The organism is Duganella dendranthematis (genome assembly GCF_012849375.1).
Taxonomy (GTDB): Bacteria; Pseudomonadota; Gammaproteobacteria; order Burkholderiales; family Burkholderiaceae_D; genus Rugamonas; species Rugamonas dendranthematis.
Genome location: NZ_CP051684.1, coordinates 5,988,520 through 6,008,829 on the forward strand (window position 1 = coordinate 5,988,520; position 20,310 = coordinate 6,008,829).

Sequence of the window (20,310 nt, forward strand, 5' to 3'; positions counted from 1 at the left end):
TAACGGCGGCACGTTTCTTGCTTAAAAAGCAGCTAGTTCACTAGCTGCTTTTTTTTATGACCACCACACAGCGCATCGTCAAAATCCGCCGCGATTACAACACTTGGGTGGCCAACGAGACCATCGAGGATTACGCGTTGCGCTTCACGCCGCGCGCGTTCCGCAAGTGGTCGGTGTTCCGCGTCTCGAACACCGCCTTCGGCGCCATCTCGTTCCTGGTGCTGGAGGCGATCGGCGGCACCATCAGCGTCAACTACGGCTTCATCAACGCGCTGTGGGCCATCATGGCGGTCGGCCTGATCATCTTCCTGACCGGCCTGCCGATCAGCTACTACGCCGCGCGCTACGGCGTCGACATGGACTTGCTGACGCGCGGCGCCGGCTTCGGCTACATCGGCTCGACCATTTCGTCGTTCGTCTACGCCTCGTTCACCTTCATCCTGTTTGCGCTGGAAGCAGCCATCATGGCCTATGCGCTCGAGCTGTATTTCCACATGCCGCTGTGGCTCGGCTACATGGTCAGCGCGCTGGCGGTGATCCCGCTGGTGACGCACGGCGTGACCTTGATCAGCCGCATCCAGATGCTGACGCAGCCCGTCTGGCTGGTGCTGATGGCCCTGCCCTTCATCGCCATCTGGCTCAAACGCCCGGAGCTGCCGGCCGCACTGCTGCACTATGCCGGCCGCGATGGCGCCAACGGCCAGTTCAATGTGCTGATGTTCGGCGCGGCGACCGCGGTCGGCGTGGCGCTGATCACGCAGATCGGCGAGCAGGTCGACTTCCTGCGCTTCATGCCGCAGCAGACCCGCGCGAACCGGCTGCGCTGGCACCTTGGCGTGCTGGTGGCCGGTCCCGGCTGGATCGTGCTGGGCATCGCCAAGATGCTGGGCGGCGCGCTGCTGGCGTATCTGGCTATCAGCGTGGCGGTGCCGCTGGAGCAGGCGGTCAATCCGACCCATATGTACCTGGTCGGCTTCGGGCTGGTGTTCTCGCAGCCGCAGGCGGCGCTGGCGGCCACCGCGCTGCTGGTGGTGGTGTCGCAGGTGAAAATCAATATGACCAACGCCTACGCCGGCTCGCTGGCGTGGTCCAACTTCTTCGCGCGGCTGACGCACAGCCACCCGGGCCGCGTGGTGTGGGCCGTGTTCAATGCGCTGATTGCCGTGCTGCTGATGGAGCTGGACGTGTTCCAGGCGCTGGACCAGGTGCTCGGTCTGTACTCCAACATCGCCATCTCGTGGATCACGGCGGTGGTGGCCGACCTGGTGATCAACAAGCCGCTGGGCCTGAGCCCGAAAGGCATCGAGTTCCGCCGCGCCTACCTGTACGACATCAACCCGGTCGGCGTCGGCGCCATGCTGCTGGCGTCGGCGCTGTCAATCGCCGCCTTCATGGGATTGTTCGGCCAGCAGGCGCACGCCTTCTCGGCCTTCATCGCGCTGCTGACGGCGTTGGTGGCGTCGCCGCTGATCGCGCTCGCCACGCGCGGCAAGTACTACATGGCGCGCCAGCCGGAGCACATCCACAGCAAGACCTGCGTGATCTGCGAAAAGGAGTACGAAGCCGAAGACATGGCGCACTGCCCGGCCTACCAGGGCTCGATCTGCTCGCTGTGCTGCTGCCTGGACGCGCGCTGCAACGACACCTGCAAGCCGCACGCGCGCGTCGCCGTGCAGTGGCAGGAAGCGATGCGCGCGCTGCTGCCGCAATCGCTGTGGCGCTATCTGAGCAGCGGCCTCGGACACTATTTGCTGCTGATGATCGTCACCGTGCTGTCGCTCGGCGCACTGCTTGGGCTGATCTACTACCACGAGCAGTCGGTGCTGCCGCCTGGTTCCGAGGCGTTGCTGCCGCAATTGCGGCTGGTGTTCTTCAAGATCTTTGCGGCGATGCTGCTGGCCAGCGGCATTGTCGCCTGGTGGCTGGTGCTGACCAGCGAGAGCCGCCGCGTGGCGCAGGAAGAATCCAACCGCCAGACCGGTTTGCTGACGCGCGAGATCGAGCTGCACCAGCAGACCGACGCCCAGCTGCAACAGGCCAAGCAGGCCGCCGACCTGGCCAATCAGGCCAAGAGCCGCTACATTGCCGGCATCAGCCACGAGATCCGCACGCCGCTCAATTCCATCCTCGGCTACGCCCAGCTGCTGGACAACGATCCGGCGATTCCGGCGCACCGGCAGCAGGCCGTGCGCGTGATCCGCAACAGCGGCGAGCACCTGCTGTCGCTGATCGAAGGCACGCTGGATATCGCCCGCATCGAGGGCGGGAAATTCAACTTCGACATGAAGGAGCTGGATTTCCCCGACTTTATCGGCCAGGTGGTGCGCATGTTCGAACTGCAGGCGGCCAACAAGGGGCTGAGCTTCCGCTACGAGCTGACCGGCGTGCTGCCGGCCTGCGTGCGCGCCGACCGCAAGCGGCTCGGCCAGATCCTGATCAACATCCTCGGCAACGCGGTCAAGTTCACCAGCCATGGCGGCATTGTCATGCGGCTGCAATACGCGCGCGAGATGGCGTCGGTGGAAATCGAGGACAGCGGCCCGGGTATCCTGCAGGAAGAAATCGATCACATTTTCGAACCGTTCTCGCGCGGCAGCGCCAGTGCCCAGGCCAACGCCAGCGGCACCGGTCTTGGCTTGCCAATCGCGCGCATGCTGACGCAGTTGATGGGCGGCGAACTGAAAGTCCGCACCACGCCGCAAGGCAGCACCTTCCAGGTGCGGCTGTTCCTGCCCAGCGTACACGCGCCGTCCGGCCGCGCCGCGCGCGACGCGCTGCTGGCCGGCGAGGCGCGGCAACGCAGCGGCTATCGCGGTCCGCGCCGCCGCATCCTGGTGGTCGATAACGAAAACGTCGACCGCGAACTGCTGCACAACATCCTGCAACCACTGGGCTTTGAAGTGGCGCAGGCCGCATCGGGGCTGGAGTGTCTCGACCTGTATGCCAGCTTCCAGCCGGACCTGATCCTGATGGACCTCGCCATGCCGGGCATGGATGGCTGGGAAGCCAGCTACATCCTGCGCCGCAGGCAGATGTCGGCGGTGCCGATCGCCATCGTCTCGGCCAACGCCTTCGACAAGGGCATGGACAATCCGGCCGGCATCCGCGCCGAGGACTTCTTCATCAAGCCGGTCAACGTGGGCGAGCTGCTGGACTGGATCGGCGCCCGTCTGTCGCTGGAGTGGATCACGCAAACGCCAGCGGCACCCATTGCCCCGGCCGCGCCGCCGCTGCTGGTGTTCCCGCCGGCCGCCGTCATGACGTCGCTGCGCGAGCTGATACGCATCGGCTACGTGCGCGGCATCCAGAACAAGCTGGACGAAATCGGCGCGCTCGATCCGCGCTACCAGCACTTCACGCAAACCATGCGCAACTTTGCCGCCCGCTTCCAATTGGATGCGATGGCGGACTTTGTCAGAGAGAACAACAACGATGAACTTCAACACTGACGCCGGCATTGTGCTGGTGGTGGACGACGTCCCGGAGAATCTGGCGGTGCTGCACGACGCGCTGGACGAATCGGGCTTCACGGTGCTGGTGGCGAACAACGGCGAAGCGGCCCTGCTGCGCGCCGCCGAGGCACAGCCGCACATCATCCTGCTGGACGCCATCATGCCCGGCATGGACGGCTTTGAAACCTGCCGCCAGCTGAAAGCCAATCTGGCCACGCGCCACATTCCGGTGATTTTCATGACCGGGCTGACCGAGGCCGAACACGTGGTCACCGCGTTTGCCGCCGGCGGCAACGACTACGTCACCAAGCCGCTGCGCACCAGCGAGGTACTGGCCCGCATCGCCGCCCACCTGCAGACCGCGAAGCTGGTCGACCAGGCCCGCAGCGCGCTGGACGCCTTCGGCAACGCCGTCATCGCCATGACGCCGCGCGACGGCAAAGTGGTCTGGCAAACGCCGTTGGCGCGCACGCTGATGCAGGGTTATATGGTCGATGCGGAACTGCCGGCCTGGTTGCAGGCGACCCAGCTGGCGCATAGCCAGGGCCTGTCGCATCCGCCGCTGACGCTCGCGCGCGGCGCGCGGCGCCTGATCTTCTCGGCGGCGGAGTTCAGCGAAAACGAACAGTGGATGATCGTGCTGCGCGAGGAATCCGACACCGCGCAAATCGAAAAGCTGATGGCCTCCTTCAAGCTGACGCAGCGCGAATCGGAAGTGCTCAACTGGGTCATCAAGGGCAAGACCAACCGCGACATCGGCGACATCCTCGGCACCAGCCCGCGCACCATCAACAAGCACCTGGAACACGTCTTCGTCAAACTGGGCGTGGAGACCCGCACCTCCGCCGCCTCCGTGGCGCTGGCAAGAATAGAACGCTCCTGAAGAAGACGAGACGCCGATATGCCAACCGGGCACTGGCAGTGGAAACAAGAATGCTGCACCGGTTGGCCCGCCGCACACGAGGACTTGCTAAGGGGGTGTCATTTTTGGTCGCTTTACTAAAATTGCCTAAACCGTGCTAGATGATGGTAGCCTTTACTAATTCGTGCTAATGGACCGTTTCGGGAACTAAAAAGCCGTGCCGACACTCTAACTTTAGTAAGTGTTAGGGTGCTCTAGCACCGCTTAGTAAGAGCTAGCAGCTTTTAGTAAAAACCCTTTTTAGGAGCCCCCCACATGTCTACCCTTCAATTCCCCACGCGCCTGCCGGCTGACCTGCTGGTGGAACTGGGCGAACTCACGGGGATTCGCTGGAACAGCTGGGAACTGGAACCCATCATCTGCGAAGCCATCCGCCGCTACATGCATCCTCCGGCCGCCCCCGCGCGCGAGCAGACCAGCACCACCAGCGACGCAGGCTATCAATGGAAACAGGTTTATCTGCCGGATGGCACCCGGCTACGCGCCAGCTTTGGCGGCCAACCCCACTTCGCCACCGTCACTGGCACCGAGATCAAATCCGGCGATCTGGCACTCACGCCTTCGGGCTTTGCCAACCTGTACGGCAGCGGCAACCGCAATGCATGGAAAGCCGTCTGGCTACGCTTCCCCGGTAATGAGCAGTGGGTGCTGGCCGACGTCTGCAGGGCGAAGCAAAAAGCCGCTATCGCGCGCCTGTTCGGCGGCGCCGATGATGTCGCGGCAGACTAGCGCCGCTACCTGGCATCTTTGGCATACACTGCCCTGATGATCGACTCAGGGGTAGCGGGACATGACCAAGGAAGAAGAACTGAAACGCTCCAAGCGGCTGGCGCTGTCGTTGCTGACTGCGGCGGCGGCGGTATTTGTCGTCACTTCGCTGATGCCGCGCGGCTTGTGGACCGATGGCCTGCGCGCCGTGTCGGAGGCCGCCATGGTCGGCGCGCTGGCCGACTGGTTCGCCGTGGTGGCGCTGTTCCGCAAGGTGCCGATTCCGTTCATCTCGCGCCACACCGCCATCATCCCCAACAACAAGGAGCGCATCGCCGACAACCTGGCCGGCTTCGTCGAAGATAAATTCCTCAAACCCGAGTCGCTGGCGGCCGTCATTCTGCGCACCGACCCTGCTACCAGCGTCGCCGAATGGCTGAAGGAACCGGCCAACCGCAACTACCTCGCCAGCCACCTGCTGCAACTGCTGCCCGAAATCCTCGCCACCGTGGACGATGCCCGCATCCAGCTACTGTTGCGTGACGCCCTGAATTCCGCCATCGGCAAGCTCGATATGTCGCGCTCCCTCGGCGCTTTGCTGGCGGCGCTGACCAAGGACGGCCGCCACCAGGAACTGCTGGACGACGGCATGGTGGCGCTAATGGGCGTGATCAACCGCCCCGCCACGCGCGACGCCATCGCCGGCCAGATCGTCGCCTGGCTGAAACGCGAGCACGCCACCATGGAGCTGGTGCTGCCGACCGAATGGATCAGCGAAAACGGCGCGGCGATGATCGCCAGGGCGCTCAACAACCTGATGCTCGATATCGCAGCCGACCGCGATCACAAGCTGCGCCTCAAGTTCGACGACATGGTGCAGCGCTTCCTGGTGCGGCTGGAATCCGACCCGGCCTTCATCGCCCGCGGCGAAGACTTCAAGCGCTACCTGCGCGACGGCGACACCTTCAACAACTACATCGCCGACCTGTGGGGCAGCGTGCGTGACTGGATCAAGGCCGATATCGCCAGCGGCGAATCGAAGCTGAACGACGGCGTGATCCAGGCCAGCCAGTGGCTCAGCGAAGAACTGCTGCGCCATCCCGGCATGCGCGCCTCGCTCAACCAGCACATGGCCGGCATGGCGCGCACGCTGGCACCGGCCTTCTCCAGCTTCCTCACGCGCCATATCAGCGACACCGTCAAGGCCTGGGACAATCAGGATATGTCGCGCCAGATCGAACTCAATATCGGCAAGGACCTGCAATTCATCCGCGTCAACGGCACGCTGGTCGGCGGCATGATTGGCCTGGTGTTATATACAAGTGCCCAGATCATGGAATGGGCAGGAAGTTATCTCCATCCCTGACTATCATGTTAGGATGACTGACATGAAATTCTGGCTAACCTCGTTGATCTCTGTGCTATGCGCGAGCGCGCAGGCGGCCGACATCCCGGTCACGATCTACGCCGACGCCGGCTATCCTCCCTACGCCTACGAAAAAAACGGCAAGCCCGCCGGCCTGTATTACGACATCGTGCGCGCCGCCGTCGGCCACATGCAGGGCTACAAAGTCGAGATCCAGCCGGTGCCCTGGAAGCGCGGCATGGCGCTGCTGCGCACCGGCACCGGCTTCGCCCTCTACCCGCCCTACATGAACACCAAGGACGAACCGTGGACCTGGCCGTATTCGCTGCCGCTGTATGAAGAGCATGTGGTGGCCGTGTGCCGCAAGGACGTGCTGGCCGCCAAACCGCGCAAGCGCTGGCCGGAGGATTTCTATGGCCTCACCATCGGCAACAACGCCGGCTTCATCGTCGGCGGCGAAGCATTCGACCAGGCCGTCCGCGCGCGCCAGCTACGCGTGGAAGAAGCCAAGGACAGCGAAACCAATATCGTCAAACTGGGACTGCGGCGCATCGACTGCTACATCAACGATCGCCTGTCGATCCAGTGGACGCTCAACCAGCTCAAGGCCCAGGGCAAGTACGATGAAGGTGGCGTGCACGCCGGCGTCGCCGAAGCGGCGGTGATCGCGGTGAAGCAAGGCTTCCTCGGCTTTACCGACCGTGACAACGGCAAGTACACCTACAAGAACGACTTCGTCAAACAGTTCGACAACGCTATCTCACTGATGAAGCGCACCGGCGAAATGGACGCCGTGGCCCGCAACTTCTTCAAGACCCACTGATTATCCGCAGCGCCGCCGCCAGCGCCACGCCTTGCAGCGTGGCGTAGTGCCACACCAGCGTGCAGTTATCCAGCGTGGCGCGATTGGTCGCCGTCAGCCGCCCGCACCAGGAGCGCAGCCACAGATACACCGCCAGAATCGCCAGCAGCACGCCGTGCAAGCCCTGATACGCCAGCATCGCCGCCACCGTCGCGCCCCAGGCCGTTGTTACCGGATCGAGTCCGGCCGCCACATGGCTGCCCACCTCCGCGCTGACGCCGCCCAGCATGCAGATCGCGGCCAGCGCAAACGCCAGCCGCTGCCAGCCATGCGCCGACTGGCGCCGCGCCCATTCCATCAGCATCGATCCCGCCGCCAGCGCGCCGCACACTACCCAGCCCCATACCGTCGCCGGCAGGCTGTTGCCGGGTGGCGGACACACGTCCAGCCGCATCGCCGTATGAATATGCGCGAACAGGAAGGAGGCAAAAATCGTCGCGTCCACCACCAGCATGATGATGGTCGCCCACCACGAGTGCGACCGCATGCCTGTCGCGCCGACCGGCAGCACCACGTCATCGGCCACGCGCGCCTGGCGTGACTCGGCAAGCCCCGGCAGACTGTCGGACTGCCACATCCACGCCAGCACCGACGCGATCGCCACCGCGCCGCACAGCCACGCGGCCAGCGTCATGTGCACCGTCAGCAGCAGGAAGAAGCCGGCGGTGCCGAGCGCGCCGGCGAACGGCCACCAGCTGTCGCCGGGCAGCACCTGCACGTACAGCGGCGTGGCCTGCACCGGGCTGGTGACGATGGTTTCGCGCCGGCCGGTGGCCGTGCCAGGCAGCCAGTGCGCACCGGCCACCACTTCCCCGGCAAGCTGCGGCTGATCCCACAGCGGCTCGCGCGAGCGCACGTCGGCAATGCTGCGGGTGGCATAGTCTTCGGCCGGCAGCCACTCGAGCGTCGGCGCCTGCCACGGATTGCCGTGCGCCCGCTTGGGGCGGCGCAGCGTGCGCGCGGCGTCGACCATAAACACCAGCACGCCCAGCGCAAGAATGAAGGCGCCGATGCTGGAAGCCAGGTTGAGCGCATCCCAGCCCATTTCGGTCGAGTAGGTATAGACGCGGCGCGGCATGCCCAGCAAGCCGCTGATATGCATCGGGAAGAACGCCAGGTTCATGCCGGCGAACATCAGGCCGAAAACCCAGCGCGCCAGCCGCTCCGACAGCCGATGGCCGTTCACCAGCGGCAGCCAGTAATACAGCGCGCCGAACATCGGGAACACCAGGCCGCCGATCAACACATAGTGCAGGTGCGCGACGATGAAGTAGCTGTCATGCGCCTGCCAGTCGAACGGCAGCACCGCCACCATCACGCCGGTCAGCCCGCCCAGCACAAAGATGAACAGGAAGCCAAGCACGAACAGCATCGGCGCATTAAACCTTACTTCGCCACGCCACAAGGTCGCGATCCACGCGAACACCTGCACCGCCGTTGGCACCGCGACAGTCATGCTGGCTGCCGACACCAGCGTCGACGACCACAGGCTCAGGCCCGCCGTGAACATATGGTGCGCCCACAACGCAAAACTGACCACGCCGACCGCGCCCAGCGCGATCACCACCGCCTTGTGGCCGACCAGCCGCGCGCCGACCAGCGACGGAATCATGGTCGACACCATGCCGGCCGCCGGCAGGAAGATGATATACACCTCCGGATGGCCGAAGAACCAGAACAGGTGCTGCCACAAGACAGGATCGCCGCCGCGCGCGGCGATGAAAAACGGCCAGTCATAGGCGCGCTCCAGTTCCAGCAGCGCGGTGCCGGCGATGATCGCCGGGAAGGCGAACACGATCATCAGCGCGATCACCAGCATGGCCCAGGCATACACCGGCATGCGGCGCAGCGTCATGCCCGGCGCGCGCGTAAACAGGATGCCGACAATCAGCTCGATGGCGCCGGCGATGGCCGAAATTTCGATAAAGCCGATCCCCAGCAGCCAGAAGTCGGCGTTGATGCCGGGGGAATGCTCCTTGCCGCTGAGCGGCGGATACATGAACCATCCGCCATCCGGCGCCAGGCCGGCGAACAGGCTGACAAAGAAGCCGATGCCGCCGGCCGCGTAGGCCCAGAAAGCATAGGCCGACAGGCGTGGAAACGGCAGGTCGCGCGCGCCTAGCATGCCCGGTAGCAGGAACACCGAAATCGCCTCCACCACCGGGATCGCAAACAGGAACATCATCACCGTGCCGTGCATGGTGAAGACCTGGTTGTACACGCCGGGACTCAGCAGACTGCTATCGGGCAGCGCCAGTTGCGCGCGGATCATCAGGCCGAGTATCCCGGCCAGCAGGAAGAACAGCAACGCGGTGCCGATGTACAGCAGGCCGATGCTGGTGTTGTTGACGGTGGTGAGGAAGCGCAGGCCGCGCGGCGTGCGCCACACGCGCTCCAGTTGTTCCAGTTCGCCGTCCGGGCGCGGCACGGAGCTTGGCAGGTCGTTGCGCGGCGCCGTCATTTAAGCTGCTCCAGATAGGCCGCCAACGCGTCCAGCGTGGCCGCATCCATGTCTGCGCCGGCCGGCATGCGCACGCCCGGCTTGACGCTGTGCGGATTGGTGATCCATGCCGCCAGCGCGGCACGGCTATTCGGCAGCGTGCCAGCGCCGATGTACAGGCGGCTACCGACATGCGTGAGATCCGGCCCGAGCGTCGCCTGCTCGCCTGGCACACCGCCCGATCCAGCACCGGCGCCCGCCATGCGCGCGCCTTCGCGCACCACATGGCACGCCGCGCAGCGCTGCGCGGCGAACGCCTTCCGCCCCACGGCGATCGGCTCCGCCCCGCCAGCGCCCATCGCCGCCTGCTGCGCGGCGGGCTCGCTGGTCGCGCTGTTCGCGCCGATGGCCGGCCTGGCCTGCGCCGCCAGCCATGCGTTGAATTCCCCTTCCCCCTGCGCCACCACGTGCAACGCCATGCGCGCATGCTGCTCGCCGCAGTATTCGGCGCACTGCCCGCGATACACGCCCGGCTTGTCCGCCCGCACCGTCAGACCGTGAAGCCGGCCGGGCACCATATCCACCTTGCCCGCCAGCGCCGGCACCCAGAAACTGTGAATCACATCCGCACTGCTCAAGCCCAGATACACGGTTTGCCCGACCGGCAGACGTATCTCATTGGCCAGCACGATATCCGGCCCGCCGGCAGGGTCGGTATAGCGCACCTCCCACCACCACAAGTGCGCGACCACCGCGATCTTCACCGCGTGCTGCGACGACAGCGTACTCAGTTGCGCGCTGCGCCAGGTGGAAAACGCCAGCAGCGCGGACAGCACCAGCACCGGCAGCAGCACGCCGCCGCCCAGCAGCCACGTGCGGATGTTCACCTCGCGCCGTGCGCGCAGGCCCATCACGCACAACACCATCACGCCAACAAACACCAGCGCCGCGCCGCCGCTCAGTATCCACGTCAGTTGATGAATGACCTCTGCATCCTGGCCGGCCGGGTGCAACGCGGACTGCTGCGGCGCCGTCATGGCAAAGAATAGAGATAAGCGGCCATATGGCGCGCATCGTCCGCCGACACGCCCATGGCCGGCATCGGCGTTCCGGGCTTGACGACGGCCGGATCGACGATCCAGCGCACCAGCGTCTCCGGCGTATTGGGCACACTGCCGGCGATGTAGCTGCGACGGCCAAAACTGTCGAGGGGCGGCCCGTTGCGGCCACGTGCCGCCGCCACGCCCTCGATCTGATGACAGGCGCCGCATTGGTATTGCGCCAGCAGCAGCTTGCCGCGCAACGCCTCGCCGCCCGCCACGCGCGCGGGCGCCGGCCCGCCGCTATCGCAAGCGGCCAGCCATGCCAGTGGAACGAGAAGAAGGATGCGCACGATTGGAACCTGCTTTTGCCTGTCGTCTCGATATAATAAAAGAATTGCAATCTTCTTGTCGTTTCAACAGGACGCAGGTATGACCACGCCCCGCCGCCAGCAGATCGCCCTTACGGTCGTCGCCACCATGGCGGCGCTGGCGGTGCTCGGCGCAGCCGGCGGCACGCTGGTGCTGTATGGCGGCTACTACAACGTCGCCGCCACGCGTTCGCACTTTCAGTGGGTCCACAGCCTGCTGGAACTGGGCTTGCAGCAGTCGGTGCGCCACCATGCGCGCGACGTCACCGTGCCTGCCGCCGTCACCGCCGCGGCCAACGCCAACGCCAACGCCAATACAAACGCCGACGCCAACTCCGGCCTGGCGCTGCGCGGCGCCGGCATGTATCGCGACAATTGCGTGGTGTGCCACGGCGCGCCCGGCGTGGCGCAAGGCGACATCGGCAAAAGCATGCAGCCGATTCCCGGCCCGCTGGCCGACGCCGCGCGCCGCTGGAATCCGAATGAACTTTATTGGATCACGCGCCACGGCATCAAGATGAGCGGCATGCCGGCGTGGGAATATCATCTGGCCGATGACGACATCTGGGCGGTGGTCGCCTTTCTGACCGTGCTGCCGCGTCTATCGCCGCCCGCTTACGCCGCGCTGGCCGAGCAAGCCGGCTATCCCGCACGCGCCGCGCGGCAGCAGCACGCGCAGCCCGACGCGGAACGTGGACGCGTGGCGCTGACCCAGTATGCCTGCAACGCCTGCCACCTGATCCCCGGCGTCACCGGCCCGGCCACGCTGGTCGGCCCGCCGCTGCACGACCTGGCCCAGCGCCAGCATATCGCCGGCGCCGTGCCGAACACCGCCGCCGGTCTGGCGCAATGGATACGCGAACCACAGCGCATCCACCCGCAAAGCGCCATGCCGTCGATGAACGTCAGCGAATCCGACGCCCGCGACATGGCCGCCTACCTGCTGCAACCGTAAGCCGGACGGCGATCACACCGCCAGATGGCGCTTGACCTCCGAGTCGTTCATCACAGCCTGAGCGCCCGACGCTACCACCTCGCCGCGCGACAGCACCATGAACTGGTCCGCCAATTCATGCGCGAAATCGAAGTACTGCTCGCACAGCAGGATCGCCATATCGCCACGCTGCCGCAGCAGGCGGATCACATTGCCGATGTCCTTGATGATCGACGGCTGGATGCCTTCGGTTGGCTCGTCGAGGATGATCAGCTTTGGCTCCGCCAGCAGCGCGCGCGCAATCGCCAGCTGCTGCTGCTGGCCGCCCGACAGGTCGCCGCCGCGCCGGTGCAGCATCTCCTTCAGCACCGGGAACAGTTCATACACCTCGCCCTTGATGGTGTGCGCCTTCTTGCCGCTGTGGGTGGCAAGGCCCATCAGCAGGTTCTCTTCGACCGTCAACCGCGCAAAAATCTCGCGCCCCTGCGGCACATAGGCGATGCCGGCCCGCGCGCGCTGGTGCGGCGCCAGCTTCGTGATATCGCGTCCCTCCAGCTTGACGCTGCCGGCGGATACCGGCAGCACCCCCATCAGACACTTGAGCAGCGTGGTCTTGCCGACGCCATTACGGCCCAGCAGCGCCATGCACTTGCCCTTTTCCAGCTCCAGCGACACGCCGCGCAAGGTGTGCGAGGAACCGTAGTACTGGTTGATTTTTTCTACTTGCAGCATAGCGTCAGCGTCCCAGATAGACTTCAATCACACGTTCATCGGCCTGCACTTCTTCCATGCGGCCCTGCGCCAGCACCGCGCCTTCATGCAGCACCGTCACCACGCCCTGCTGCGCGATCTCGGTAACGAAGGCCATGTCATGCTCGACCACCACGATGGAATGCTTGCCGCGCAATTCATTGAGCAGCTCCGCCGTGCGCGCCGTTTCGGCATCCGACATGCCGGCCACCGGTTCATCCAGCAGGATCAGCTGCGGCTCCTGCATCAGCAGCATGCCGATCTCCAGCCACTGCTTCTGCCCGTGCGACAGCAGCCCCGCAAGCCGATGCTCGCTGCCGTTCAGGCGTATCAGCTTGAGGATCTCGTCGATCTTGCCGCGCTGTTCGGACGACAGGCGCGCGAACAGCGTTGGCCGCACGCGCTTGTCCAGCTTCATGGCCAGCTCCAGATTCTCGAACACCGTGTGCTGCTCGAACACCGTCGGCCGCTGGAACTTGCGGCCGATGCCGGCGTGCGCGATCTGGTGCTCGCTCATGCGGCTCAAGTCCATGGTCTGGCCGAAGTACGCGGTGCCGGACGTCGGCCTCGTCTTGCCGGTGATGACGTCCATCATGGTGGTCTTGCCGGCGCCATTCGGTCCGATAATGCAGCGCAGCTCACCGACCGAAATATCCAGGCTCAGTTTATTCAGTGCGCGAAAGCCGTCGAACACCACGCTGATCTCTTCCAGGTACAGGATCGCGCCATGTGTCGTATCCAGCCCTTGCTGCGCAATGCGCGCGTCGTTCAAAGTCATGCCTGCTCCTTGCGTACCAGCCCGGCCAGCCCGCGCGGCAGATAGCGCGTCACCAGGATAAAGATCAAGCCCAATGCAAACAGCCACAGGTCCGGGAAAGCGCCGGTGAACCAGCTTTTCAGGCCATTCACCGAAAACGCGCCGATGATGGGGCCAAGCAGCGTGCCACGCCCGCCGACCGCCGCCCAGATCACCATCTCGATCGAATTCGCCGGCGACATCTCGGATGGGTTGATGATGCCCACCTGCGGTACATACAGCGCGCCGGCGATCCCGCACAGCACCGCCGACAGTGTCCACACAAAGAGCTTGAACCACAGCGGGTTATAGCCGATGAACATCAACCGCGACTCCGAATCGCGCACCGCCTGCAGCACGCGTCCCAGCTTGGACGTAACGATCCAGCGGCACAGCAGCAGCGCGCCAAGCAGCACCGCCAGCGTCACCAGGTACAGCGTGGCCTTGGTGCCCGGCGCGCTGATCGAATAACCAAGAATGCGCTTGAAGTCGGTGAAGCCGTTGTTGCCGCCAAAGCCGGTGTTATTCCGGAAGAACAGCAGCATGAAGGCATACGTCATGGCCTGCGTGATGATCGAGAAGTACACGCCCTTGATGCGCGAGCGGAAGGCGAAGAAGCCGAACACGAAGGCCAGCACGCCAGGCACCAGCACCACCAGCGCCAGCGACACCCAGAAGCTGTCGGTACCGCTCCAGAACCACGGATAGGTCTTCCAGTCCAAAAACACCATGAAGTCCGGCAGGTCGCTCTGGTACACGCCTTCGCGGCCGATGGCGCGCATCAGATACATGCCGTGCGCATAAGCGCCCAGCGCGAAGAACACGCCATGGCCCAGCGACAGGATGCCGGCATAGCCCCACACCATGTCCAGCGCCAGCGCCGCCAGCGCGTAGCACATGAATTTGCCGATCAGGCTCACGAGGTAGCTCGGCACGTGCAGCGCATGGCCGTCGGCGAAGAAGAGATTGAGCAGCGGCAGCGCCGCCAGCACCACGGTACAGGCGACGATGCCGGTCCACGCCCGGCGCGAAAACAACGAGGGATGATTCATTCAGCGCTCCTGCCTTTCATGGCGAACAGCCCTTGCGGACGCTTCTGGATAAAGATGATGATGAACACCAGGATGGCGATCTTGGCCAGCACCGCGCCGGCCACCGGTTCCAGGAATTTGTTGGCTTCGCCCAGTCCCAGCGCGGCGATCACCGTGCCCGCCAGCTGGCCGACGCCACCCAGCACCACCACCATGAAGGAATCGACGATATAGCCCTGGCCCAGGTCCGGCCCCACATTTCCCAGCTGCGACAGCGCCACGCCACCGAGGCCGGCGATGCCGGAGCCGAGCCCAAATGTCATCATGTCGATCCTGGCGGTGGAGACGCCGACGCAGCCGGCCATGCGGCGGTTCTGCATGACGGCGCGGACGAACAGGCCGAGACGCGTCTTGTTCAGGATCAGCCACACACCGGCCACCACCAGCGCGGCGAAGACGATGATGGCAATGCGGTTATAAGCCAGCACCAGCGATCCGAGCACGGTCACACCGCCGGACATCCACGCCGGATTGGCTACTTCCACGTTCTGCGCGCCGAAGATGGTGCGCACCGCCTGCATCAATATCAGGCTGATGCCCCAGGTGGCCAGCAGCGTTTCCAGCGGCCGGCCATACAGCCAGCGGATCACCGTGCGCTCCAGCACAATCCCGACCAGCGCGGTAACGATGAAGGCTGCCGGCAGCGCGGCGGCCAGATACCAATCCAGCGCGTCCGGCGCCCAGCGGCGAAAGGCCATCTGGCACAGGTAGGTGGTGTAGGCGCCGATCATCAGCAGCTCGCCGTGCGCCATGTTGATGATGCCCATCAGACCAAAGGTGATGGCCAGGCCCAGCGCTGCCAGCAGCAGCACGCTGCCCAGCGAGACGCCGTAAAACAGGTTGCCGACAAATTCGGTGCGCGCCAGGCGGCTGTCCAGCGCCTGCAGCGTATGGGCGGCGGCGATGCGCACGCCTTGATCGGCATCGTTGGCCAGCATCGCCTGCAGCGCGGGACGCAGATTGGCGTTGCTGCTGTCGGCCAGCGCTTCGACGGCGGCCTTGCGCTTGGCCGCTTGCGGCGATTGCAGGTTGGCGGTGGCGGCGACCAGGCGCAGGAGTTCGCGGATTTCGGCGTCCTGCTCTTGCGCCAGCGCCTTCTCGATCAGCGGTGCTTGCGCCAGCGTGGTGCTCTTCTGCAGTTCGGTGACGGCAGCCAGGCGTTGCGCGCGGTCCGGCGAGAACATCTTCAGCGCCGACAGCGCCTCTTCGACGGCGCCGCGCAGGCGGTTGTTAATCATGATGCCGTCCAGTCCTTCGGGCAGCGCGGTGGTGGCGCCGGTGGCGGGGTTGTAGGCCTTGTCGTCGGCGACGATATACAGCTTGCCGTCCGGCGTGGTGTAGACGTCGCCGTTTTGCAGCGCCGTCAGCAGGCGCGTGGCATCGTCGGTGGCGAGTGCGCCGATGCTGGCGATGGCGGCGACGCGCGCGTCGGCGTCGTCACCGGCCAATGGCACCAGCACATCCGGGGGAATGCCCGCATGACCCGCGCGGGCGAAGCACAGGCAGGCGATCAGAAATAGTTTGCGTAACATACAGCTCCAGTATGCGGAAATCGTGAAACCCGCACTGCGGCGGACTGGGGTCTGACCCTGCGGGGTCAGACCCCTTCACTTAGGGGTACGGCGTGGCTCAACCTACAGCTTCTGCTTGCCCTCGTTACCCGGAATGTACGGGCTCCATGGGTTGGCGCGCACCGGGCCTGGCGTTTTCCACACCACGTTGAACTGCCCATCCGGACGAATCTCGCCAATGAACACCGGCTTGTGCAGGTGGTGATTGGTCGCATCCATGGTCAGCGTAAAGCCGTCCGGCGCCTTGTAGGTCTGCCCCGCCATCGCCGCGATCACCTTGTCGGTGTCGGTCGACTTGGCCTTCTCCACCGCCTGTGCCCACATGTGGATGCCGACATAAGTCGCTTCCATCGGATCGTTGGTCACCACCGTGGCCGCATTCGGCAGCTTCTTGGCGACCGCATACGCCTTCCACTTCTTGATGAACTCCGCATTCACCGGATTTTTGATCGACTCGAAGTAGTTCCACGCCGCCAGGTGGCCCACCAGCGGCTTGGTATCGACGCCGCGCAGCTCTTCCTCGCCGACCGAGAACGCCACCACCGGCACGTCGGTCGCCTTCAGGCCGGCGTTGCCCAGCTCTTTGTAGAACGGCACATTGGAGTCACCATTGATGGTCGAAATCACCGCCGTCTTGCCGCCCGCCGAAAACTTCTTGATGTTGGCGACGATGGTCTGGTAATCCGAATGACCGAACGGCGTGTACACCTCGTCGATATCGCCATCCTTCACGCCTTTGCTCTTCAGGAAAGCGCGCAGAATCTTGTTGGTCGTGCGCGGATACACGTAATCGGTCCCCAGCAGCACGAAGCGCTTGGCGCCGCCGCCGTCCTTGCTCATCAGGTACTCGACCGCAGGAATCGCCTGCTGGTTCGGCGCCGCGCCGGTGTAGAACACATTCTTCTCCAGTTCCTCGCCCTCGTACTGCACCGGGTAGAACAACAGGCTATTGAGCTCCTTGAACACTGGCAGCACCGACTTGCGCGACACCGAAGTCCAGCACCCGAACACCACCGACACCTTGTCCTGCGCGATCAGGCCACGCGCCTTTTCCGCGAACAGCGGCCAGTTGGAGGCCGGATCGACCACCACCGCCTCCAGCTTCTTGCCCATCACGCCGCCCTTGGCGTTGATTTCATCGATGGTCATCAGCGCCACGTCCTTCAGCGACGTCTCCGAAATGGCCATGGTGCCGGACAGCGAATGCAGGATGCCGATCTTGATGGTGTCCGCAGCGTAGGCCTGCGTGCCGGCCGCCAGCAAAGCGGTAGCGGCGGCGATGCGGCTCAAGGTGCCGATAAAATGACGACGATTTTGCATAGCTAAACTCCGTGGTGGTTAATCAGTATTGAAGTTGCAGCGCGATCTGGAACTTGTCCTGGTCGGCCACGCTGGTGATCTTGGTCTTCGAGTACACCGCGCTGACCTGCGCGTTGTAGCCATCGATGATGTAATTGACGCCGGCGTCGTACTGCATGGTGTCGATGTTGGTGTCGGCGGCGAACTTCTGCCAGCGCACGAAGGGCTGGAACTTGCCCCAGCCGACCTTCTGCTCGAAGATGTAGGAAGCGCCGGCGGAATACGCCTTGCCCTGTTCGGCCTTGATGATGTCGTCGGTGTCGTAGTTGTACCAGGCCGCCTCGATGGCCACGGCGCCGGCGCCTTTGATGCGCTTCTCCAGCAGGAAGTCGACGTTGTAGGAGCTGTACTTGCCAACCGCCCCGGTGGTCAGGATGCCGTCCTTCTGATAACGGCCCGCCACGCCGATGGCGAGGATGTCGGCGCCGCCGAGGTAATTGCCGGTGCCGTAGTAGCCCGGTTCCGCGTCCCAGAAGTCGTACTGCACGCGGCCCGCGTACATCAGCGCGTCGTCGGCCTTGATGCCGGCCGCCTTGGCCTGCGACTGCGTCAGCGAACCGATGCCGAAGGTGTGGCCCTCGAAGGCGCCGAACGAGTAGCCCAGGCGGCCGCCGTCGCCGGCATTGCCCCATACGACCACGCCGTCGTCGCGGCCACGGAAAATGCCGCCGTTGTAGCCGTAGCGCGATGCCACGCCGGCCCAGTAGCCGCCGCCCAGCGAGTAGTAAGGACCGGCCATGTTGGCACGGTCGGACGGCGACAGCAGGCGGCCGGCCCAGATATTGAGTTCCGGCGAAATGGCGAACTGCCCGGCCGCATCCAGCACGCGGATCTTGTCGCCGTCCCACTCGGTGTTGAACATGCCCTTGATGTTCTTGTTCAGCGACGCGCCGAAATACAGGCGGCCGCTGTCCAGGTTAAAGTCGCTGGAGCGGCCACCGTCCGGCGCGCCGTTGTCGGCGCTGGTGTAGCTCTCGCGCAGGCCGAAACCGACCGTGACCGACTTGTCGTCGCCCATATTGATCGTCGCCCCGGCCCAGGCATTGCCCACCGCCGCTGCGGCCAGCGCCGCCAGCAGCTTCTTGTTCACCCCCATCTTGCTCTCCCCGTTCGGTTTTGGATGAGACAAGATTAACTAGCCGACAATCTTCAAGGAATACGTTGAATGACGTAGTGGTGCCGCCGCGACGCCGCCCGACTTATCACAGTCGTGGCACAATAGCGGCTTGATTTTTTTGGAAGACCATCATGACCGTATTCGCCGCCTCCGTATTCGACGCCACCGTAATCTACGAAGGCAATGAACTGTTCAAGGGCCAGGGCGCCGCCAAGGGCTGGGCTGAAAAGCTGGCCAGGGAACTGGAATGCGAGATCGGCGTCGAGAAGCTCGGCACCGGATGGGTGTTGACCGGCACCGTCGACGGCGTGGCCTGCAAGTGGAGCATCGTCGGCCAGCGCCTCAAGCGCATGGACTAATCGTGCGTTAGCGCACATCGTCCCTCCCGCCGGCCGAGTACGATGCATCGTATTCAGCCCACCAAGGATAGCGATGAAGCGCGATGACATTCCAGCCGCCGACCTGGCGCCCGCCGACGCCGCCCGCGCCGCCGGCCTGCGGTATGTGCACGACGGCCAGCCGGGCATTGTGCGCAAGGCGCGCGGCAAACAGTTCCGCTATCTCGACAGCGACGGCCACGCCGTCACCGACGAGGCCACGCTGGCCCGCATCAAGTCGCTGGTGATTCCGCCGGCATGGGTCGATGTCTGGATTTGCAAGCAGCCGCTGGGCCACCTGCAAGCCACCGGCCGCGATGCGCGCGGCCGCAAGCAATACCGCTACCATCCGCGCTGGCGCGCACACCGTGACGACGCCAAGTACGGGCGCATGCTCAGCTTCGGCAAGGCCCTACCGGCGGTGCGCAGAGCGGTCGATGAAGCCTTGCGCAAACCTGGCCTGCCGCGCGAGAAGGTGCTGGCCACCATCGTCTACCTGCTGGAGGCGACGCTGATGCGGATCGGGAACGAGGAGTACGCGCGCGAGAACAAGTCCTTCGGCCTGACCACGCTGCGCGACCGCCATGTGCGGCTGGACGGCGGCAAGGTGCAGTTCCGCTTCCGTGGCAAGAGCGGCGTGCATCACGCGGTGGAGGTGCAAGACCGCCGGCTGGCGCGCATCATCGCCCGCATCCGCGACCTGCCGGGCCAGGAGCTGTTCCAGTATGAGGACGACGACGGCAATCCGCACGCCATCGATTCGGCCGACGTCAACGACTACCTGCACGCCATCACCGGCGCCGATTACACGGCCAAGGACTTCCGCACCTGGGCCGGCACCGTGCTGGCGGCAGTGGCGCTGAAAGAGTATGAAAAATACGACTCCGAAGCCCAGGCCAAGAAAAACGTGGTGCAGGCGATTGAGTCGGTCTCCAAAAAACTCGGCAACACGCCCACCATCTGCCGCAAGTGCTATGTGCATCCGGCCGTGATCGAGTCCTACCTCGACGGCAGCATGCTGGACGCCCTGCGCCGCCGCGCGCAACAGGAACTCAAGGAAGACCTGCATGCGCTGCGACCGGAGGAAGCGGCGGTCCTGGCGTTGCTGCAACAGCGGCTGAAAGCTGGCTGACAAGGCCCGGCGGGCGGAGTAG

The 20,310-nt window shown here is 64.7% G+C and carries 17 protein-coding genes; 8 read left to right on the forward strand and 9 right to left on the reverse strand.

What is annotated here, in order from left to right:
* The first annotated feature begins 56 nt into the window (after positions 1 to 56).
* The 5 genes from HH213_RS27405 to HH213_RS27425 all read left to right on the forward strand — a co-directional run bounded on the left by HH213_RS27405 (position 57) and on the right by HH213_RS27425 (position 7,271).
* Positions 57 to 3,449, forward strand: a complete 3,393-nt coding sequence (locus HH213_RS27405; protein WP_169114384.1) for a hybrid sensor histidine kinase/response regulator — start codon at positions 57 to 59, stop codon at positions 3,447 to 3,449.
* Positions 3,433 to 4,335, forward strand: a complete 903-nt coding sequence (locus HH213_RS27410; RefSeq protein WP_169114385.1) for a response regulator transcription factor — start codon at positions 3,433 to 3,435, stop codon at positions 4,333 to 4,335. Before HH213_RS27405 ends, HH213_RS27410 begins: the two co-directional genes overlap by 17 nt.
* Before the next feature lie 294 nt (positions 4,336 to 4,629).
* A complete protein-coding gene (locus tag HH213_RS27415; RefSeq protein WP_169114386.1) occupies positions 4,630 to 5,103 on the forward strand; it encodes a hypothetical protein in 474 nt (157 codons plus the stop codon).
* 61 nt (positions 5,104 to 5,164) lie between these two features.
* Positions 5,165 to 6,448, forward strand: coding sequence for a DUF445 domain-containing protein (locus HH213_RS27420; protein WP_169114387.1), 1,284 nt, complete (start codon positions 5,165 to 5,167; stop codon positions 6,446 to 6,448).
* Positions 6,449 to 6,470: 22 nt separating this feature from the next.
* Positions 6,471 to 7,271, forward strand: coding sequence for a substrate-binding periplasmic protein (locus HH213_RS27425; protein ID WP_169114388.1), 801 nt, complete (start codon positions 6,471 to 6,473; stop codon positions 7,269 to 7,271).
* Here the strand turns inward: HH213_RS27425 and ctaD are convergent.
* Genes ctaD through HH213_RS27440 form a run of 3 tightly spaced genes read right to left on the reverse strand, consistent with a single transcriptional unit; the run spans position 7,258 to position 11,143 of the window.
* Positions 7,258 to 9,771, reverse strand: coding sequence for a cytochrome c oxidase subunit I (gene ctaD, locus HH213_RS27430; protein WP_169114389.1), 2,514 nt, complete (start codon positions 9,769 to 9,771; stop codon positions 7,258 to 7,260). The two genes, HH213_RS27425 and ctaD, sit on opposite strands and share 14 nt — an antisense overlap.
* Positions 9,768 to 10,787, reverse strand: coding sequence for a cytochrome c oxidase subunit II (locus tag HH213_RS27435; protein ID WP_169114390.1), 1,020 nt, complete (start codon positions 10,785 to 10,787; stop codon positions 9,768 to 9,770). Before HH213_RS27435 ends, ctaD begins: the two co-directional genes overlap by 4 nt.
* On the reverse strand, positions 10,784 to 11,143 hold the full coding sequence (locus HH213_RS27440; RefSeq protein WP_308494517.1) for a c-type cytochrome: 360 nt from the start codon (positions 11,141 to 11,143) through the stop codon (positions 10,784 to 10,786). The genes HH213_RS27435 and HH213_RS27440 overlap by 4 nt, the downstream gene beginning before the upstream one ends.
* Positions 11,144 to 11,222: 79 nt before the next feature.
* Between HH213_RS27440 and HH213_RS27445 the strand changes: the two genes are divergently transcribed.
* On the forward strand, positions 11,223 to 12,116 hold the full coding sequence (locus HH213_RS27445; protein ID WP_169114391.1) for a c-type cytochrome: 894 nt from the start codon (positions 11,223 to 11,225) through the stop codon (positions 12,114 to 12,116).
* A gap of 12 nt (positions 12,117 to 12,128) precedes the next feature.
* Here the strand turns inward: HH213_RS27445 and urtE are convergent, their stop codons facing one another.
* The 6 genes from urtE to HH213_RS27475 form a co-directional block, all read right to left on the reverse strand.
* Positions 12,129 to 12,827, reverse strand: coding sequence for an urea ABC transporter ATP-binding subunit UrtE (urtE, locus tag HH213_RS27450; protein ID WP_169114392.1), 699 nt, complete (start codon positions 12,825 to 12,827; stop codon positions 12,129 to 12,131).
* A 4-nt stretch (positions 12,828 to 12,831) separates the two neighbouring features.
* Positions 12,832 to 13,623 carry an urea ABC transporter ATP-binding protein UrtD gene (gene urtD, locus HH213_RS27455; protein WP_169114393.1) on the reverse strand — a complete coding sequence of 264 codons (792 nt, stop codon included), beginning with the start codon at positions 13,621 to 13,623 and terminating at the stop codon, positions 12,832 to 12,834.
* Positions 13,620 to 14,693, reverse strand: a complete 1,074-nt coding sequence (urtC, locus tag HH213_RS27460) for an urea ABC transporter permease subunit UrtC (RefSeq protein WP_110849707.1) — start codon at positions 14,691 to 14,693, stop codon at positions 13,620 to 13,622. The genes urtD and urtC overlap by 4 nt, the downstream gene beginning before the upstream one ends.
* A complete protein-coding gene (urtB, locus tag HH213_RS27465; RefSeq protein WP_169114394.1) occupies positions 14,690 to 16,264 on the reverse strand; it encodes an urea ABC transporter permease subunit UrtB in 1,575 nt (524 codons plus the stop codon). Before urtB ends, urtC begins: the two co-directional genes overlap by 4 nt.
* A gap of 102 nt (positions 16,265 to 16,366) precedes the next feature.
* The gene (gene urtA / locus HH213_RS27470; RefSeq protein WP_169114395.1) at positions 16,367 to 17,623 is read right to left on the reverse strand and encodes an urea ABC transporter substrate-binding protein; all 1,257 of its coding nucleotides are present in this window, start codon (positions 17,621 to 17,623) and stop codon (positions 16,367 to 16,369) included.
* A 22-nt stretch (positions 17,624 to 17,645) separates the two neighbouring features.
* On the reverse strand, positions 17,646 to 18,758 hold the full coding sequence (locus HH213_RS27475; protein ID WP_229263192.1) for a porin: 1,113 nt from the start codon (positions 18,756 to 18,758) through the stop codon (positions 17,646 to 17,648).
* 152 nt (positions 18,759 to 18,910) lie between these two features.
* Between HH213_RS27475 and HH213_RS27480 the strand changes: the two genes are divergently transcribed.
* Complete coding sequence (locus HH213_RS27480; protein ID WP_110849704.1) at positions 18,911 to 19,138, forward strand: hypothetical protein; 228 nt, start codon at positions 18,911 to 18,913, stop codon at positions 19,136 to 19,138.
* Positions 19,139 to 19,211: 73 nt separating this feature from the next.
* Entirely contained in the window at positions 19,212 to 20,288 is a 1,077-nt protein-coding gene (locus HH213_RS27485; RefSeq protein WP_169114396.1) for a DNA topoisomerase IB, read from the forward strand.
* The last annotated feature ends 22 nt before the right edge of the window (positions 20,289 to 20,310 follow it).

Coding starts and splice junctions, on each gene's coding strand:
- HH213_RS27405 (WP_169114384.1), top strand. CDS start 57: ATGACCACCACACAGCGCATCGTCAAAATCCGCCGCGATTACAACACT.
- HH213_RS27410 (WP_169114385.1), top strand. CDS start 3,433: ATGAACTTCAACACTGACGCCGGCATTGTGCTGGTGGTGGACGACGTC.
- HH213_RS27415 (WP_169114386.1), top strand. CDS start 4,630: ATGTCTACCCTTCAATTCCCCACGCGCCTGCCGGCTGACCTGCTGGTG.
- HH213_RS27420 (WP_169114387.1), top strand. CDS start 5,165: ATGACCAAGGAAGAAGAACTGAAACGCTCCAAGCGGCTGGCGCTGTCG.
- HH213_RS27425 (WP_169114388.1), top strand. CDS start 6,471: ATGAAATTCTGGCTAACCTCGTTGATCTCTGTGCTATGCGCGAGCGCG.
- ctaD (WP_169114389.1), bottom strand. CDS start 9,771: ATGACGGCGCCGCGCAACGACCTGCCAAGCTCCGTGCCGCGCCCGGAC.
- HH213_RS27435 (WP_169114390.1), bottom strand. CDS start 10,787: ATGACGGCGCCGCAGCAGTCCGCGTTGCACCCGGCCGGCCAGGATGCA.
- HH213_RS27445 (WP_169114391.1), top strand. CDS start 11,223: ATGACCACGCCCCGCCGCCAGCAGATCGCCCTTACGGTCGTCGCCACC.
- urtE (WP_169114392.1), bottom strand. CDS start 12,827: ATGCTGCAAGTAGAAAAAATCAACCAGTACTACGGTTCCTCGCACACC.
- urtD (WP_169114393.1), bottom strand. CDS start 13,623: ATGACTTTGAACGACGCGCGCATTGCGCAGCAAGGGCTGGATACGACA.
- urtC (WP_110849707.1), bottom strand. CDS start 14,693: ATGAATCATCCCTCGTTGTTTTCGCGCCGGGCGTGGACCGGCATCGTC.
- urtB (WP_169114394.1), bottom strand. CDS start 16,264: ATGTTACGCAAACTATTTCTGATCGCCTGCCTGTGCTTCGCCCGCGCG.
- urtA (WP_169114395.1), bottom strand. CDS start 17,623: ATGCAAAATCGTCGTCATTTTATCGGCACCTTGAGCCGCATCGCCGCC.
- HH213_RS27475 (WP_229263192.1), bottom strand. CDS start 18,758: ATGGGGGTGAACAAGAAGCTGCTGGCGGCGCTGGCCGCAGCGGCGGTG.
- HH213_RS27480 (WP_110849704.1), top strand. CDS start 18,911: ATGACCGTATTCGCCGCCTCCGTATTCGACGCCACCGTAATCTACGAA.
- HH213_RS27485 (WP_169114396.1), top strand. CDS start 19,212: ATGAAGCGCGATGACATTCCAGCCGCCGACCTGGCGCCCGCCGACGCC.